Here is a 15,417-nt window from a genome sequence, read left to right as displayed (position 1 = left end):
TGAACCCATTTTGGTGCTTCCACAACCGTGACCGTTTGGACTTCCCGTATCGCGTTGATCGCCTATGTGTTGGGAGGTTGGCTTCTGCCTGCCCTCCACCACCACGATCATGCGGATTCCGGGAGCGACCGTCACGGGATCGCCTGTCACCCGTCGCAAACCGCTGGCGGTGAGGTCGTTGCGGCGACTGATTGTGGATGCAGCCACGAGCATCAGCCGGTTGACGAATCGCCGAAAACGACTGCTGCCGAGCATGACTTGGTCAATGGCCATTCGCATTCTGATTGCGTTGGACTCTGTTCGCTGTGCGTCGCCACAACCCTGTTGGCGACTTCTTATCTTCCCGACGCGATGCGCGTCGGCTTAGTGTGTGATCGTTCCCTCTCGCCTTGCCGGAATCAAGCTTGGCCTTGGCAGCCGCTTCCTGGCGGTATCTCGTCACGTGGGCCGCCGGCAACCGTCTGACTAGCCGAACGTTCCTCGAACAGCCGCCACGTCCGATCCTTTGACTGGATTGATTCGCGACGTGAGACAGGCATCCTAGTGATTCCAACGTAAGGCGAGCAACCTTGGGTTGTCTTCCGTCGGTGAAGCTGGCCACGTTTCGCGTGGGCGGATGAAACCAACGCGTTCGAGCGGAAATCCTATTTGTATTTGATTCATCACACACTTTTTAATTCACAGCAGTTCATTCCATGAAAATCTTCAATCTCAAGTTCCCGAGCGTCGCCCGCCGTCGCTCGTTCGGTTTCACGTTGGTCGAGTTACTCGTTGTCATCGCCATCATCGGTGTTCTCGTCGGCTTGCTATTGCCCGCCGTCCAAGCAGCCCGCGAGGCCGCCCGGCGGATGAGTTGCAGCAACAACCTCAAGCAACTAGGACTCGCCGTCCACAATTATCACTCCGCCTACAATCAATTGCCTATGCACGGTGGCGGCACGTGGGCCGACGGCGCACCGATCGGTAGCAACCGCACCAATCGCATGGACCTTTCGATCTGGGTCGGACTGACGCCGTTTTTCGAGCAACAGGCCGTCTGGGAACAGGTCGTCAATCCGCTCGCCAATCCCGGCGGAACGCCCAATCCGTATCCCGCCATGGGTGCCGAGACGAACAATGACGATTACGGCCCTTGGACGATCGAAATGCCAACACTTCGATGCCCAAGTGATCCCGGCCAAGGCTTGCCCGCGTTTGGTCGAACCAATTACGCCGCCTGCGTCGGAGACTCGTCACACTACATGGACCGGGGTGCTCTCGGAATCGACGCCGATGTCACATTGGTTTTGGACACGAACCTTTCCCCGCACGCCCAACAAACGCGAGCCGCCTGCCGGGGTGCGTTCGTGTCGCATCAAAAGACCGCCTTCCGAGACATCCTCGACGGTTTGGCGAATACCATCATCGCCGGTGAAATCGCCACCGACTTGGGTGACCGTGACATTCGCACCATTCCCGCGATCAATAATGACAACGGCACCGAATTCGTTCGCGACGAGCCTGATTTGTGCATCCACGAAGGGTTGACCGACCCGGCCCGGCCGCAATTTTGGAGTGCTGGTAGCCCACCGGACCTTGCTCCCTCCGACCAAGGGCGCGGCTACCGATGGGCGTCCAGCAGTGCTGTTTATGGCGCGTTCAATACCACCTTGCCGCCCAATCGCGAGCTGTGTTTTGGCGAAACCGCTGACAGCCACGGATTGGCATCGGCGAGCAGCCGCCACCAAGGCGGCGTCCACGTCCTGATGGGCGATGGAGCGGTCAAGTTCTTGACCGATTCGATCGAAGCCGGCGACGTCCACCACGGCAACGTTTGGCTCAGCGGCGTTGACGAAAGCGCCCCCGGTTCGATCAGCCCCTACGGTTTATGGGGTGCCCTTGGGACCCGCGCGTCTCGCGAAACGATCAGTGCCGAACTTTAAGCAAAGGGGCTGATTTCCCTATTTTGACGGAAATAGGGGCGGGAAGGCGGAACTTAGATCGCAGGTCGGTTTTGAATGGATTAAATTACCTAACTCTCGGTTTCTCTCTCCCTCCCCCTCTATGTTCCAAAGGAACTACTTTATGAGAACCCTCTTAGCGTTGTCTCTGGTTGCCGTTCTTGCCGTCACTTCGTTTGCCGAAGAAAAACCCAAAGGCAAGAAGAAAGGCCAACCCCAAGCCAACCCGATGGTTGCCAAGTTGATGACCAGCCTGAAAGAAATCGGATTGTCCGACGACCAAATGACCCAGGTCAAAGCGGCCGCCGAAAAGTTTCAATCGACGGTCAAGGAAACTCGAGAAGCGGGCCTGTCCGCTGAAGTCAACAAGAAGTACACGACCGCCATGAAGGAAGCTCGCGAAGCCGGCCTGAAGGGCAAAGAACTTGCCGCCAAGGCGAAGGAATCGGTCAGCGAAGAGGAAGCCGCGCTGATGCAAAAAGTCCAGGACGCAACCGTTCAAATGAAGAAAGCCGTTGCCGGCGTTCTGACCCAAGAACAAATGGAAGCACTCCCGGAAGCTGTCCGCAAGCAACTTCAAACCGGCCCCGCCGGTAAAGGCGGCCCAGCCAAGGGCAAGAAAAAGAAAGACGCCGCCTAAGGTCTCCTCGCTTAAGCCCGGTGAATCAACGACGGATGGACTCCATCCGTCGTTTTTTTATGCGCACCCGGAAAAAAGACAACCACTTGAGACCCAAGCATCAGACACGCCTTCGTCGACGACCTGCCGCGCGGTGGGGACGGTTTGCTCTCAAGTCGAACACAATTCCCTCTTCTACTGGGAAACGTACACGCGTTACAATGGGGGGCCGGTGTACGTTCTGAGACCCGACTGTGGCTAATTCGAATACTTAAAGGAAAATTGATGTCGCCGAATCCGTACCAAGTCGAGAATAGCAACGCGACACCACAGAACCCATATCAAACACCTTCGGAAGCCGGTTTCGTGTTGCCCCATCAATCGGCGGATGAGGCTGAATTGGCTGGTCGTATGAATCGTTTAGGTGCGGCTATGTTGGATGGCATCATCAGTCTTGCCGTCATGACGCCGATCTTGTGGTTTACCGGTTACTTGACGAGAGCAATGGGCGAGAACGTGACTCTGACCGAGCTTATCCTTCAAAGCATCGGCGGGATGGTCATCTTTCTTCTTATCCAGGGTTACTTCTTGGCAAATCGTGGCCAGACACTTGGGAAGATGGCAGCGGGTATCCGCATCGTCTCGGTCCAGGATGGTCGCTTGGTCCCATTTGGTAAACTGATTGGACTTCGTTACCTGCCGCTTTGGTTGCTTCAAGTGATTCCGTTCGCCAACTTCCTCGGGTTGATCGATGCGTTATTCATTTTTCGCCAGGACCGTCGATGTGTTCATGATCTGCTGGCCGGCACCAAGGTAGTGAATGTATAACGGGGACCGGCCAAAGATTCATTTCGAATTTTGCTCCGCATGATCCGCCCGCTGCAGTATCTCGCAATCGAATACTTCAACCACTCTCAACTTCAAGTCCACTCAATCAGCCGAAACGCGATCGAGAGCGACCAGGCATGGCATGGCAGCCTCCTTCGCCTTTTCCTCGTTTGCATGCCGATTCAATTCGGTCGATAGTTCATCTTCAGCGTCAGAACGCATACGTCATCTACTCAAGGGGTTCCGCCGCGATCCACTGAATCGCGTCGACAATCACAAACCCGTCGGTTCCGGCGTTGCCGATTTCAACCGTATAATCGGTGTTCGCCAGGAACGAATACACGCCCAGCGGTTCAAACAATCGATCGATCGAAGGTGGTTTTCGCTGGTTCACCTTGACGCTCGCCTCACCATCGGCATGGGCAATTTTCACGGGAACGTTTGTTGCCCGATTCGCATGGCTTCCATAAGCGATCCGCACTTCATAACGACCTGGTTTTTCAAATCGCGTTGTCAAACGAATCGATTGGTTTCCTTTCTCGGTATCCGAATCGTGTCGATAGTGAACGCCGATGTACGGTCCCACGGTGGTCCCGACGGATTCAAACCCGACGCGCCTTGCTTGCTCGTCATCGACAACGATGCCCGGCAAGCTTCTCGCTTGAATCTCGGCCGCACGCGGTCCGGGCCTCGGACCGGTCCACTCGAGTACCTGATGGTCGGCCAACAATCGTTCGACCAATTTCGCAGTATCGATCCGCTGAACCATCGTTCGCTGGTCGATCGCGTGCCCCGCAGCAGTGGCAGCGGATTGGCCTAAGACCATGAACACCGGTTCCATTCGAATCGAACCGAAAGCCATGTGGCTGGCAGACAGACAGACCGGCACGAGCAAATTCCCGCACTGATTTGCTTTCGGGACGATGGACTTGTAATCGATCGGATAGGGTACAAAACCGCCGACTTGGACATCGCCCTCGTTTCGGACTTTCCCTTCTTCGGTGACATATCGTCGGACATGGTGTGAGTCCATCGTATAAGCGGCCATGCCGACGGGGACATCGGCAATTTGGCGTCCTTGGCAATGATGTTGGGTCATCACGTAATCACTGATCATCCGGCGTGCTTCGCGGATGTACAACTGCTGCTGCCAACCGTTTCCTTCGGTGAATTCGTCCTTGCACATTCCCCAACGCGAAACCTCATTGCGGACATTTTCGGGGACTCGCGGATGATTCGCCAACGTCCACATCAATCCTTGCTGATACTTCAAGTGCTCAGCCACGATTTCCGCCCGCCGCTCGTAAGTCGCTTCCGGATACTCGTAATTCTGGCCGATGAAGTCGGTCGAAACGCCGAAGTTGTTATTCGTGTCGGTCTTGCGGTTGGGCATGATGCCAATGGACAAAGGCACCCGTCGTTCACCGGCTTCGAAGTTCCGTAGTAGCAATTCGTAAGACATTGGCTCGTACCCGTCCGGCTTGTGAAACGGGATGCGATTGTCGGGATGGTCCGTCATGCACATGCGAAAACAGTACGCTTGGATCCGATCGTCGCCGGAGCCATCGGCCAACGGGGCGGACGCGTCGATAAACGGTAACAGTCCACTTTCAGGTTGGCCCGGCGTTAGATACGCGTCAACGCCATCGACGAGTTGATGATGCACTGCCCGAGAGGTTTGGACACCGCTGAGCGTTTCGTCGTACCGACTGTTGGGCTCTCGTCCGAATGTGTAGTCGACCTTTGCCGACGCCATCAGATCGCCTTCGTAGGTTGCATCGATAAACATCTTGCCCGAAAACGTTCTGCCTGATTCCATCCTGATCGCGATGATCCGCCAAGGCAATGAACGTGTCATGGCAACCCCGGCGTTGCGATCGAGGCGTTCCCCGTAGATCACCGGTATTTCATATTCGGCGATCCAGTTTTGGTAGATCTTCGATGCCGTACTCGGTTCGAACGTCCACATCGTATCCTCTCCCTTCGAGGTCATGGACTGTCCGCGCGAACGATACTCTTCTTTGGCTTGCCACTTCCATGCCTCAGGTTTCTCGTAGTGAGCTCGGACGGCTTGGTAGAACTCACGTGCGATTCCCCCGACGGCAGCTTTGTTGCCGATATCGGTCTGTCCGAGTCCTCCGGTGGTCAACCCGCCTAAACGCTGGGAAGGTTCAATCACAACGACCGACCGGCCCATCCGCTTGGCCTGGACGGCAGCGGCGATCCCGCCCGAGGTGCCACCGTAGACGACGATGTCGTAGCTGTTCACGCTCTGTGCTATGTCTGCGTTCTGTGCCACGCTGACGCCAGGGACAAACGCCAGCAACGCGACGGACGACAGAATCCCTATGAAGCGACTTAGTGGAAAACGCTTGGTTCGAACGCAAGTTGTTTTTTTCATCATGATGGAAAGTGAAAGGAAAGTGAGCCGCCGGAAAGGATGTTAAACGGTGTGCATGACCGCGGGGGCGATGTTTGCCAAAAAGGGGATTGGCCGAACCGGGAAAATGAGTGTTTGTTTGCCTGTGTGTTGCCGGGCCGCACTCTAGCCAAACATCGTGTCGTTTGGCTAGTTTAGGTGTTTTTATCCTCAAGAAGGTTGTGGCCGATGATGCGTGATGGGATTGCCTGTACTTGGATCTTGTTGATGTTCCTGGCTCAGACCTGTGTTGCCGAATGGCCTCAGATTCTTGGTTCCAACCGCGACGGTCATGCGATCGGCAAAAAGCTTGATCCATGGACATCGCCGCCTGCGGTCAAATGGCGGGTCCGTTGTGGAGCGGGATATGCTGGTGTCGCCGTGGCCGGCGGTAACGTGCTGCTGTGGCATCGCGAAGACGACAAGGAGTGTTTGGATTGCTTATCCAGTGACGACGGTAGCCGAAAATGGCGAGCGGTCTTTCCCGCTGTCTATCGCGGAGGTGTCGACCCGGATCTGGGTCCGCGTTGCGTCCCCGTGATCGATGGCGAGCAAGTCTATGTCTACGGAGCCGCTGGCGACTTGCAAGCAGTCGGCCTGGCCAACGGCAAAACCATTTGGTCAAGGCCCTTGCGATCCCAATACGAGGCGGACGAAGGATACTTCGGTGCGGGCAGCACACCGCTTGTCATTGGCGATCAATTGGTAGTTGCTGTCGGTGGCGAACCGAATGCGGGATTGATCGCGTTGAATAAAGGCAACGGTGAAACCCGGTGGACGGCATTGGAACAGGAAGCGGCGTATTCCTCGCCAGTTCCAATCACGCTCAAGAATAAAACCTACGTGGCGGCCGTGATGCGTTTGAAAACAGTGATCGTCGACCCGACAGATGGCACCGTTCTTACGGAGTTTGAATTCGGTCGCCGAGGTCCCACGGTCAATGCCGCAACCCCTTTAGTCGACGGATCCAACTTATTCGTCACTGCGGCCTACGGAGTGGGCTGCCGAATGTTGGATTTAGCCGGCGGAAAACCGACAGATCGATGGGGCCAGACCGATGTGATTAGCAGCCAATACGTCACGCCGGTTCGCTGTGGTCAATGGTTGTTTGCCATCACGGGGCGAGAAGACTACGGCAACGGAGAGTTATTGTGCGCCCGCTGGGCCGACGGCAAAGAAGGATGGCGACAACCCGAATTCGGAACAGCGCATTTGATTGCCGTCGGTGATCGTGTTTTAGCTCAGAAAATTAGCGGAGAACTGAAACTATTTGCCGCCGACGGATCGAGTTATCAAGAACTCGCCAGTGCGACATTACCCACCGGTAAGTATCGAGCGCTACCGGCGTTTTCAGAAGGCGTCCTATATTGCCGCCGAATCATTACACCATCCCAGAACGAACTGATCGCAATCAGACCATAGATCACCGATGACCGAAATCGCGAAGAAGTCCGCTAATCACGTGGTTTTTCGGAAAGCACGCCCAGAAGGATTCGAACCTTCGACCTACGGATTAGAAGTCCGTTGCTCTATCCAGCTGAGCTATGGGCGCGACGCGTTTTCTAAAGTCTTGCTACAACCGGTCCACAACTGTTATCCTATTTTAACATTTGAAAAACGCCCCAAACGACGCTGTCACGTCGCGGGGCTTCCATCACCGTGATGTTGAGGATCGACGGCAATGTCTGGGGGTATTCTACGCAATCAGGGGCGAAAGACGAAGCCGGCCAAACCGGATAAGCCCTATCCCGAGTATCCGCTTACTCCTCACGCGTCGGGAAAGTGGTGCAAGAAGGTCCGGGGGAAGCTTCACTACTTCGGTTCGTGGGACGATCCTGACGGCGCGTTAAACGAGTGGCTGGCCAAGCAGGACACGATCCGAGCCGGTGGCGATCCGAACTTCGGGCAGGGAGACCACGACATCGATTGGTTGGTCAATGAGTTTCTGGAATCGAAGAACCAGCAAAAGGAACAGGGCGACCTATCGCAGCGGGCTTTCAATGACTACTTCGCTGCGTGTCAACGGATCACCGAATTCTTCGGAAAGCAGCGTCTGCTTGCCACAATTGACGCTCCCGACTTCGGACGCTTCCGCGCGTCGTTTCCGTCAACGTGGGGACCGTCCTCGATCAACAACGCGATCGCCCGGTCGAGTGCTGTTTTCAACTTCGCTTACAACGTCGGCGGAGTGGACCGGCCAATTCGCTTTGGGCCGAACTTCAAACGGGTGAGCAAGAAACGACAGCGACTTCACCGAGCCACGAAGCCTCAAAAGCTGTTTACTGCCGCGGAAGTTCACAAACTCGTCGACGAGGCCCCGTTCCAAGTCAGAGCGATGATTTTGCTGGGTTTAAATGCGGGGTATGGCAACGCCGATTGTGGCCGCCTTCTCATTCCAATGATCGACTTCAAACGCAATTGGCTTGAAGACCTTCGGACCAAGACGGGTATCGAGCGGGCCGCGTGGCTATGGCCAGAAACCGTCGACGCCATTCAATACGCCATCGCAAACCGGTATCCAACCGCCCCGTCATCTTTGGAGGATCACGTTTTCATCACAAAACGTCGACAAGCATGGTTCCATGACGACGGATCCGCCGACCCGCTTTCCCAGGCCTTCGCCCGCTTGCGGGACAAGGTCCTCGTTGAGCCGGTTGTGAAGAAGTTGGTCGAATCCGGTGCCGATGCCAAGAAAGCTCGAAAGGAACAATTGGCAAGATACAACGGCGTGGGTTTCTACGCTTTGCGTCACACGTTCGAAACAATCGCAGGAAACTCGAAGGATCAAGTGGCCGTGAACCACGTCATGGGCCACTGCGATGATTCGATGGCTGCCGTCTATCGCGAAGGCATCGACCAGAAACGCATCAAGGAGGTTTGTCAGTTTGTTCGCAAGTGGTGGTTGGCCGGGAAGCCAAAAGCTACGAAACGCAAAACCGAAAAATGATCGGCCGCATCGTTCTGGGATTCAACGACCAGGATCGGCAATGGAATTCATGATCGTCCGACGGCCGACGGCCGGAACTAAGGACTTCCGACCCTCGATGCCAATGTGAATAATGCGTTCGTGTCGATCATCAATCGACGCTTCCACGCCATCGCGGGGTGATGCCCGCGAGCTGCCGGTAGGTGGGGTTGCTCCCACCGTGAACGTTGTGCAGTCGACGCCCCTTTGTCGGTTGCACAACGTTCGCCGTTCTCGAGAAAAGGGGATTCTATGACGAAAACAGCAACACTCGAATGGCCTTTGCACTCAGCTCAATTGATAGAACTGCGTGACGCTTCCATCGGAATTCTCGGGCTGTTCGAACTGATTGAGCAGTCAACGCGGCAAGAAGTATTCCGAATCTCTGACCCAGGTGATGGTCACGAGTTGGTGATCAAAATCGCAAGTCATGTGAATGCATGCGTCGGTTACCTATCTGAGTTCTCGGGAAATTTGCAGACTCTGAATTTGATCTTGAATATCGATGCAATTCAAACGATCGTTGATGCCTGCACGGAAAGAAAGGTTCATATGCCTTCAGAGTTACCGATAAGGCATTCTTCAATTTTCGAATTCTGCCTATGGATCGCCGAGGGTTTTAAAAATTCGCTGTTTCGTGGGATCCATCATCGAATTCGATTTGGAAGCTTCCAAGAACTGATTTCCGAATTGGAAAGATTGGCCCAATCGAATCCGCTCGAACTTGTCTGGTTGCTAAAGACGATCCATCAAACGCTGGACCGTCTCAATGTCCTTTCGAAGTCAGAATTGATCAAGACTCAGGTACTCAGAGAAACAGCGGCGGTTCGGCTCTATTGCGGATTCGCCAAGGGTCACGACCGAGATGCCCCTCCATCCACTGACATCCCTCGCAGCACCGGGCCAAAGACTCTCCGCAGGCCTTCATTGGCTAACCGCTCCGCATTTTACGCGTTGCTCGGGTTGGAGGTATACCTCAATGAACATTACAAAGACGCGGAAGACAAGGATTTGACTCACAACCAACGACGTGACCTACTGGCCGCAGTAATTGACAAATTTGATCGCGCCGAACTTCAAATAGCAAGCGACTGGGAAGTTCCCGCAACGGGAAGGATTCTCGCTGAATCGGCGAGGAAATATGATCGGTGGATTATGGCAGGCAATCCAGACATCGTCTGAATGGTGCGGGTGTGGTGCGCTCTCGCGCACCGCAAAACCGAAAAAATTCTAAAAACTTTCGCTGTCCATTTACCCCGTAATTCACGGGGTTTTCTTTTGTTGTGATGCGATCGGTCGCGATGGTGCGCTGACCGGTGCGCTGGTGCGCGAGGCTATTTCAAACGCTCGTTTTCACGTTTGATCTACCGAGGTGCTAAATGGCAGACAATGCCGAACTGTTAACTGGAGCCGAGGCCCGACGGCTATCCGGAGTCCCGACCCCGACGTGGCTGGAGTTGCTCGAGACGGGGCAGCTTCCCGATCCCGTCCGAGTTGCCGGACGGTACATGTGGCGTCGCGAAGACATTCTTCGCTGGGTGCGTGAGATGAAAACGTCGGGGGTGTTCGCATGACCTACACGCCGACCGAAGCCGCTTCAGTCCTGAAGTGCTCCCCGGATCACGTCCGCGCCCTCTGCGCTTCCGGCCGTCTTGCGGCCGTCAACGTCGGACTCGGGCCCCGCCGGGCGAAGTGGGTCATTTCACAGGCTGCCATCGATGCGTTTCTGTCGCCCGCAATTTCGAAATCCGAAACGCGGAGACCGAGGCGATCTGCCCAGCGAAAGTGGATCTGAATCAAACACGAAACGCCCGCCGGTGCAACGGCAGGCGTTTCGCGATTTTCATTTTCCGTCGGGACGAACCGACGACCAACATTCAAAGACATCCAGAATGATATCAGCTAACTTCAACGCGTCCAGTGCGACGCCGCCGCCCGATGGCGGTCCGCCCATCCAACCGGCGGCCGCCCCGAAGACATGGAACGATCTCACCGAGATCGAGCCTCGATTGATCAACATCGCCTCCGACGCCGCCGCTCAACGGTGGTCGCTCGCTCGATACGAGGCGATGGAGTGCCGCGTCCGCCGATTCGTGGGATGGCACGCCCGAGACCCAAGGCTGGGATCATCCGCCGCTTACGAGATCGCAGTGTCCCATTTGGCCGGGCTGATGCGAGACCGATCGCGTAGGGGTCGACGATGAAAACAGGCACCACCTCGCACCCGAAATTCCGATCGTTACAAAAGCGTCTCGAACTACCGGTCTACGCAGTCGTCGGAATTTTGGAGACTGTATGGATGATGGCGGGACAGTTTGCCGACGATGGCGACCTTTCCCGCTTTACTGACGACCAAATCGCTGATGCCGTCGACTGGCCTGGTGATGGTTCCGATCTTGTTGAGGCATTGGTCGAACATCGTTGGCTTGATCGAACAAAGAACGGGGTATCGGTACACGATTGGCTCGAGCACTGTCCGAAATACGTCCAAGATCGTCTGAGCAAACGACAGAAAAGAGCAGACCAAAAGCAGGTTGTCGAAACATGTCGCAGAAAGTCGGCGACTGTCGCCGAAAATCGTGGCCTACCCAACCCAACCCAACCAGACCCAATCGAACTGAAGAATATAGCTCTGAGCGTTTCACGCTCAGAGCCTGCGTTCTCTGGTTTTCGATTCCCAGTGAAAGCCAAAGGCGCTGAGAATTGGCCGTTGCCGGTGGACAAGCTCAACGAGTACGTGGAAACCTACGGCGATCGCATATGGGTTGAAGCGGAACTGCGAAAAGCTCGACAGTGGTGCAATGACAACATCGCGAAACGGAAGACCCCCGGCGGGATGCTGCCCTTCCTCGGTCGATGGCTCGCATCGGCCAACGACAAGGGCCGTTCTCGCACGGCCCAGCTAGCAGCGGACGAACTTCCGGAAATGAAACCGAAGTTCACGCGGTCTGGACATCCGGAGGTGTCGCGATGAACGATCCGACTCCAATCCCAATGTCCGAGATTGAAAACGCCTTGCTGTACGCGGTGTTGATCGATCGGCAGCAAATTCACGTCGCCAGATCGATCGTTAGCTCGGACGACTTCACCGGCCCGCGTCGACGATTGTTCGCAGAAATCTCGGACTTGATTGACGCCGGAGGCGACCACGGCGACATCACGCAGTTGCTCGAACACTTGCGGTCCGTCAATGCGTTATCCGCGATCGGTGGCGCGGGAGCGGTGGCCGCGATCTTGGACAGCTCCGCAACGCCGGGAAATGCATCCACCTACGCCCGCCAAGTGAAGACCGCCGCGAACCGGCGGAGGGTTTCGGCGATGCTCGCGTCCGCGAGCGATCGAATCGACGATCCGAGCGATTCCCTGGATGCGATACTCGATCGACTCATTGGGGACGTGTCCGCAATCCGAGCAACATCGACGACGGCGACCACCGTATCGATCTATGAAGCGGGCCTTCAGGTTCTGAAACACATCAACGATGACACCGAATCGACAGGCGGAGTCTATTCAGGAATCCCGGCTATCGATGGATGTTTCGGTGCGTTCGCACCTGGAACGCTGACGACCATCGCCGCTCGGACATCAATCGGAAAAAGCGGGTTGTGTCTGCAGGCTGCGAACAATATTTCTCTGGGTGGCGGTCAAGTTCTTTATTTGTCGATGGAGATGCCCGCTATCGAACTCGCGTTTCGGTGCTTGGGTAACTCTTCCCAAGTGGATAGTCAGCGAATCGCAAACCGAGCCCTCACCAACGATGAGAGGGTTCATCTGGTTGACGCGTTGGCGCAATACAAGGATGCCGGTCTGTTCATAGACGATTCACCCCACCAAACCGCCGCAAGCATTGCGTCAGCCGCTCGAAGCCGGTCCGCATCGACCGGACTCGATGCGATATTTGTCGATCACATTGGCTTGATCGGTTACCCATTCACTCAAAAAAGAAACGAAGCAATCGCGGATGCTTCTCGCTCGATGAAACGGCTCGCGAAAGAACTTGGCATCCCCGTTTTCATGGCGTGCCAGATCAATCGCAAGGGCGATGAAGCCGGCAATTACAGTCGCCCCCGTCTGAGTCATCTTGCGGATTCAACGTCGATTGAGGCGGACTCGGACAACGTGATCATCTTGCATCGCGACCGGCCCGTTGATCCGATAACGACATTCGCCTTCGAGAAGGTCCGAAATGGACAGAAAGGTGTTCGCAAGATGAGAATGGATTTACCGTCGACATGGTTCGTCGATGCTGATTCGCCGACGTGGCATGACATGCAACCACATGAAGAATTCATGGATCATGCAACGAACTAATTGACCTAACCGCTCACTCGTCAATCACATGCGAGACAGACTCTGATGCCCTATTCTGTGTCGCCCTTTCAAGGCACCAGCGAAGGCCTGCGTTTTGGCGGAGAAAAAATCTTGAATGATCGCCATCAAACGAGTACTTTGTTGGATTGGAGGTGTTTCTTGTTCGTGTGAGTCGATGTCGGCTAAGAAAATATCTTCGTAAGCTGAGAATTATTGCGAACCACCCGACTGTGAGAGAGTCTAACTCTCAGAACACACAAGTCACATTCACAGACGAGCGAGTAACGAGCTTTCTGATGTTATCAAGAACCCAATCCAGTCGACTCGAACAGATACACGAAGGCAATCTCTTCGGCGGGCAACCGTCGTTTGATAATGCCCCGGCATATCCGCATCTGATGTGACACTCGCTGCTCTAGCGAATGCTTTCTCCATGAAGGCTCGGTGTCACGCAGACATCGAGCCTTTTTTCGTGTCCGCATCGAACGGGCAACCCCAACAACGAACCCAATTTGGGCTGGTAGCTGAGACGGTCTAGCGGCGGTCTGAAGAACCGCAGACGAGGATTCGAGCGCCTCCCGGCCCACTGAAAAATAGCGATTAGCCGTTAGCGATTAGCTGTTGGCAAGAACAGAAAAGCTAAATGCCAATCGCTAAAAGCTAACTGCAACTGAGGTAGTCGAGGGCTGGTCGCCCAAATCCGCCTGATACGCGGGTCGCGCTGAGTTCGATCCTCGGGGCTACCACTGACGACAACGACACGAAAGGAAAACCAACATGCCATCTGCACTGCGATTGAAACGCATAGCCGCGATTGAAAAAGCGGGGCTGTGGTGTAACTGGCAGCATGACGGACTTTTAATCCGTTCGGTGAGGGTTCAAATCCCTTCGGCCCCATCGCTACGCATCGGCGTGTAGCTCAGGGGTGAGAGCGGCGTCCTTATAAGGCGACGGTCGCGGGTTCAATTCCCGCCACGCCGACTGACGAGAGACTCGAGTCCTGAGGGGTGAGTCCTGGGTTTGAAAACTCAAGACTCAAGACTCACAACTAATTTTGGGATTGTGGCAGACAAGGTAATGCATCGGACTCTTAATCCGAGCGATGTGAGTTCGATTCTCACCGATCCCACTTAAGAATAGCGACTAGCTATTAGCCGTTAGCGATTAGCTCCAGCACGGGAAAGCTAATTGCTAAAGGCTAACCGCTAATGGCTACTCCAGCACTGATGGTCTAACGGCAAGACTCCTCCGTCGTAACGAGGTGATGCGGGTTCGATTCCGGCTCGGTGCTCTTGAACGCTTCGGCGTTTTGATCTTTGACAATTTGGTAGTGATGCATTTTGCGCCCATGGTGTAGTGGTAACCCATCTGCTTGCCATGCAGAAAATGCGAGTTCGATTCTCGCTGGGCGCTTTACAGAATCCGGTGTGGCCCAATGGTAAGGCGGCTCCCTGTTAAGGAGACGAGTGATGGTTCGAGTCCATCCGCCGGAGCTTCGCGAAGTCTGAAGGGTGGTGGGAAGGTTGAATGGTGAAGGGTGAAGTTTGAAACAACGATCCCGATCCACGATCTTTCACTCTTCACCCTTCTCACTTCAAACTTCATCCCGTGTCCTTGGCCGAGCGGCAAAGGTTCCGGATTTCCAATCCGGCTAGGTGGGTTCGACTCCCGCAGGACACTTTTTTTTAGAGCAAAAAACTCTCTCCGGCGCGTCGTCGCGACGTGAGCCTTTGAAGCTCGCAGATCGGGTTCAATTCCCGGACGGAGTGCTGTTCTGATTGAAGACCAAACGCCGGAGTAGCAGTTGTTGGTCGCTGCACCTGACTCTGAATCAGGAGTCCATTGGTTCGATTCCAATCTCCGGTGCTGTGGCCGTCCTGTATTGGTTTCAGGAACGTCGCTGTGAACGAAGTCCATGTCGGTTCAATTCCGATCGGTCACCCTGTGAACATTTTCGGTGGCAAGTTCTTCTGGGAAGGAAGCTTGATTGTCTATCAAGTCGCTGCGGGTTCGACTCCCGTTGCCATCGCTTTTTGGAAGTTTGAAGAGTGAAGGGTGAAAGTCAACGCGAACCCATTTCACACTTCACCCTTCTAACTTCAAACTTCAATTGGCGTGGTAGATTCTGATGGCAGAATCGTCTGGTTTTCATCCAGGAGTCCGCGGGTTCGATTCAAGCTCACGTCACTGCGTCATTGACGCAATACGGAAGTCACCCGGCCGGATGAGGACACTGTCTTGAAAACAGCTGCGGCTAATCACCGTTGTGGGTTCGAGTCCCACGGCTTCCGCTTGACCAACTTGGGAGCGTTTCCACACGGGAGACTGTAAATCT

The 15,417-nt window shown here is 55.0% G+C and carries 13 protein-coding genes and 13 tRNA genes; 24 read left to right on the top strand and 2 right to left on the bottom strand.

From position 1 onward, the window contains the following. Positions 1-27: 27 nt before the first annotated feature. The 4 genes from Pla100_RS24370 to Pla100_RS24355 all read left to right on the top strand — a co-directional run bounded on the left by Pla100_RS24370 (position 28) and on the right by Pla100_RS24355 (position 3,387). Positions 28-465: a hypothetical protein gene (locus Pla100_RS24370; protein WP_146581081.1), complete on the top strand. Its 438-nt coding sequence runs from the start codon at positions 28-30 to the stop codon at positions 463-465. A gap of 230 nt (positions 466-695) precedes the next feature. Further along, positions 696-1,922 carry a DUF1559 domain-containing protein gene (locus Pla100_RS24365; RefSeq protein ID WP_146581079.1) on the top strand — a complete coding sequence of 409 codons (1,227 nt, stop codon included), beginning with the start codon at positions 696-698 and terminating at the stop codon, positions 1,920-1,922. A 142-nt stretch (positions 1,923-2,064) separates the two neighbouring features. Further along, positions 2,065-2,580, top strand: a complete 516-nt coding sequence (locus Pla100_RS24360; protein ID WP_146581077.1) for a hypothetical protein — start codon at positions 2,065-2,067, stop codon at positions 2,578-2,580. Between the two features lie 264 nt (positions 2,581-2,844). Then, on the top strand, positions 2,845-3,387 hold the full coding sequence (locus Pla100_RS24355; RefSeq protein ID WP_146581075.1) for an RDD family protein: 543 nt from the start codon (positions 2,845-2,847) through the stop codon (positions 3,385-3,387). Positions 3,388-3,616: 229 nt separating this feature from the next. Here the strand turns inward: Pla100_RS24355 and Pla100_RS24350 are convergent, their stop codons facing one another. Further along, positions 3,617-5,788, bottom strand: coding sequence for an FAD-dependent oxidoreductase (locus tag Pla100_RS24350; RefSeq protein ID WP_146581181.1), 2,172 nt, complete (start codon positions 5,786-5,788; stop codon positions 3,617-3,619). 246 nt (positions 5,789-6,034) lie between these two features. On the opposite strand from Pla100_RS24350, the gene Pla100_RS24345 reads away from it, so the two are divergent. Then, on the top strand, positions 6,035-7,228 hold the full coding sequence (locus Pla100_RS24345) for an outer membrane protein assembly factor BamB family protein (protein WP_231603509.1): 1,194 nt from the start codon (positions 6,035-6,037) through the stop codon (positions 7,226-7,228). 56 nt (positions 7,229-7,284) lie between these two features. On the opposite strand, the gene Pla100_RS24340 is transcribed toward Pla100_RS24345, so the two are convergent. Next, positions 7,285-7,358: transfer RNA gene (locus Pla100_RS24340), tRNA-Arg, on the bottom strand. 129 nt (positions 7,359-7,487) lie between these two features. Between Pla100_RS24340 and Pla100_RS24335 the strand changes: the two genes are divergently transcribed. The 19 genes from Pla100_RS24335 (at position 7,488) to Pla100_RS31085 (ending at position 15,373) form a co-directional block, all read left to right on the top strand. Next, positions 7,488-8,753 (top strand): tyrosine-type recombinase/integrase, encoded by a 1,266-nt coding sequence (locus tag Pla100_RS24335; protein WP_146581071.1) that lies wholly within the window; start codon positions 7,488-7,490, stop codon positions 8,751-8,753. A gap of 300 nt (positions 8,754-9,053) precedes the next feature. After that, positions 9,054-9,953 carry a hypothetical protein gene (locus tag Pla100_RS24330; RefSeq protein WP_231603508.1) on the top strand — a complete coding sequence of 300 codons (900 nt, stop codon included), beginning with the start codon at positions 9,054-9,056 and terminating at the stop codon, positions 9,951-9,953. Positions 9,954-10,150: 197 nt separating this feature from the next. Further along, entirely contained in the window at positions 10,151-10,345 is a 195-nt protein-coding gene (locus tag Pla100_RS24325) for a helix-turn-helix domain-containing protein (RefSeq protein ID WP_146581066.1), read from the top strand. After that, positions 10,342-10,566 carry a helix-turn-helix domain-containing protein gene (locus tag Pla100_RS32495; RefSeq protein WP_146581064.1) on the top strand — a complete coding sequence of 75 codons (225 nt, stop codon included), beginning with the start codon at positions 10,342-10,344 and terminating at the stop codon, positions 10,564-10,566. Before Pla100_RS24325 ends, Pla100_RS32495 begins: the two co-directional genes overlap by 4 nt. 97 nt (positions 10,567-10,663) lie before the next feature. Next, positions 10,664-10,975 carry a hypothetical protein gene (locus Pla100_RS31885; protein WP_146581062.1) on the top strand — a complete coding sequence of 104 codons (312 nt, stop codon included), beginning with the start codon at positions 10,664-10,666 and terminating at the stop codon, positions 10,973-10,975. Continuing rightward, entirely contained in the window at positions 10,972-11,745 is a 774-nt protein-coding gene (locus tag Pla100_RS31095) for a hypothetical protein (protein WP_197168193.1), read from the top strand. Before Pla100_RS31885 ends, Pla100_RS31095 begins: the two co-directional genes overlap by 4 nt. After that, positions 11,742-13,082, top strand: a complete 1,341-nt coding sequence (locus tag Pla100_RS24310) for a replicative DNA helicase (RefSeq protein ID WP_197168192.1) — start codon at positions 11,742-11,744, stop codon at positions 13,080-13,082. The genes Pla100_RS31095 and Pla100_RS24310 overlap by 4 nt, the downstream gene beginning before the upstream one ends. 514 nt (positions 13,083-13,596) lie before the next feature. Further along, positions 13,597-13,668: transfer RNA gene (locus tag Pla100_RS24305), tRNA-Phe, on the top strand. Between the two features lie 238 nt (positions 13,669-13,906). After that, positions 13,907-13,979, top strand: a tRNA-Lys gene (locus tag Pla100_RS24300). Positions 13,980-13,990: 11 nt separating this feature from the next. Next, a tRNA-Ile gene (locus tag Pla100_RS24295) sits at positions 13,991-14,063 on the top strand. Between the two features lie 75 nt (positions 14,064-14,138). Further along, positions 14,139-14,211, top strand: a tRNA-Lys gene (locus Pla100_RS24290). Positions 14,212-14,302: 91 nt separating this feature from the next. Next, positions 14,303-14,373 (top strand) — tRNA-Thr (locus tag Pla100_RS24285). Positions 14,374-14,424: 51 nt separating this feature from the next. After that, positions 14,425-14,495: transfer RNA gene (locus Pla100_RS24280), tRNA-Gly, on the top strand. Between the two features lie 8 nt (positions 14,496-14,503). Further along, positions 14,504-14,575: transfer RNA gene (locus tag Pla100_RS24275), tRNA-Asn, on the top strand. 115 nt (positions 14,576-14,690) lie between these two features. Then, a tRNA-Gly gene (locus tag Pla100_RS24270) sits at positions 14,691-14,762 on the top strand. A gap of 111 nt (positions 14,763-14,873) precedes the next feature. After that, positions 14,874-14,948, top strand: a tRNA-Gln gene (locus Pla100_RS24265). A 90-nt stretch (positions 14,949-15,038) separates the two neighbouring features. Next, a tRNA-Asp gene (locus Pla100_RS31090) sits at positions 15,039-15,111 on the top strand. Between the two features lie 83 nt (positions 15,112-15,194). After that, a tRNA-Glu gene (locus Pla100_RS24260) sits at positions 15,195-15,269 on the top strand. A 20-nt stretch (positions 15,270-15,289) separates the two neighbouring features. Beyond that, positions 15,290-15,373 (top strand) — tRNA-Ser (locus Pla100_RS31085). The last annotated feature ends 44 nt before the right edge of the window (positions 15,374-15,417 follow it).

Origin of the sequence: Neorhodopirellula pilleata (assembly GCF_007859915.1) — a bacterium.
Lineage (GTDB): Bacteria > Planctomycetota > Planctomycetia > Pirellulales > Pirellulaceae > Rhodopirellula > Rhodopirellula pilleata.
This window is presented reverse-complemented; position numbering and strand designations above follow the sequence as displayed.

Bases quoted from the DNA above. Each gene is read 5' to 3' on its own strand.
- Pla100_RS24365 (WP_146581079.1), top strand. From the start codon at position 696: ATGAAAATCTTCAATCTCAAGTTCCCGAGCGTCGCCCGCCGTCGCTCG.
- Pla100_RS31095 (WP_197168193.1), top strand. From the start codon at position 10,972: ATGAAAACAGGCACCACCTCGCACCCGAAATTCCGATCGTTACAAAAG.
- Pla100_RS24345 (WP_231603509.1), top strand. From the start codon at position 6,035: ATGTTCCTGGCTCAGACCTGTGTTGCCGAATGGCCTCAGATTCTTGGT.
- Pla100_RS24335 (WP_146581071.1), top strand. From the start codon at position 7,488: ATGTCTGGGGGTATTCTACGCAATCAGGGGCGAAAGACGAAGCCGGCC.
- Pla100_RS24360 (WP_146581077.1), top strand. From the start codon at position 2,065: ATGAGAACCCTCTTAGCGTTGTCTCTGGTTGCCGTTCTTGCCGTCACT.
- Pla100_RS24350 (WP_146581181.1), bottom strand. From the start codon at position 5,788: ATGAAAAAAACAACTTGCGTTCGAACCAAGCGTTTTCCACTAAGTCGC.
- Pla100_RS24355 (WP_146581075.1), top strand. From the start codon at position 2,845: ATGTCGCCGAATCCGTACCAAGTCGAGAATAGCAACGCGACACCACAG.
- Pla100_RS24310 (WP_197168192.1), top strand. From the start codon at position 11,742: ATGAACGATCCGACTCCAATCCCAATGTCCGAGATTGAAAACGCCTTG.
- Pla100_RS32495 (WP_146581064.1), top strand. From the start codon at position 10,342: ATGACCTACACGCCGACCGAAGCCGCTTCAGTCCTGAAGTGCTCCCCG.
- Pla100_RS24325 (WP_146581066.1), top strand. From the start codon at position 10,151: ATGGCAGACAATGCCGAACTGTTAACTGGAGCCGAGGCCCGACGGCTA.
- Pla100_RS31885 (WP_146581062.1), top strand. From the start codon at position 10,664: ATGATATCAGCTAACTTCAACGCGTCCAGTGCGACGCCGCCGCCCGAT.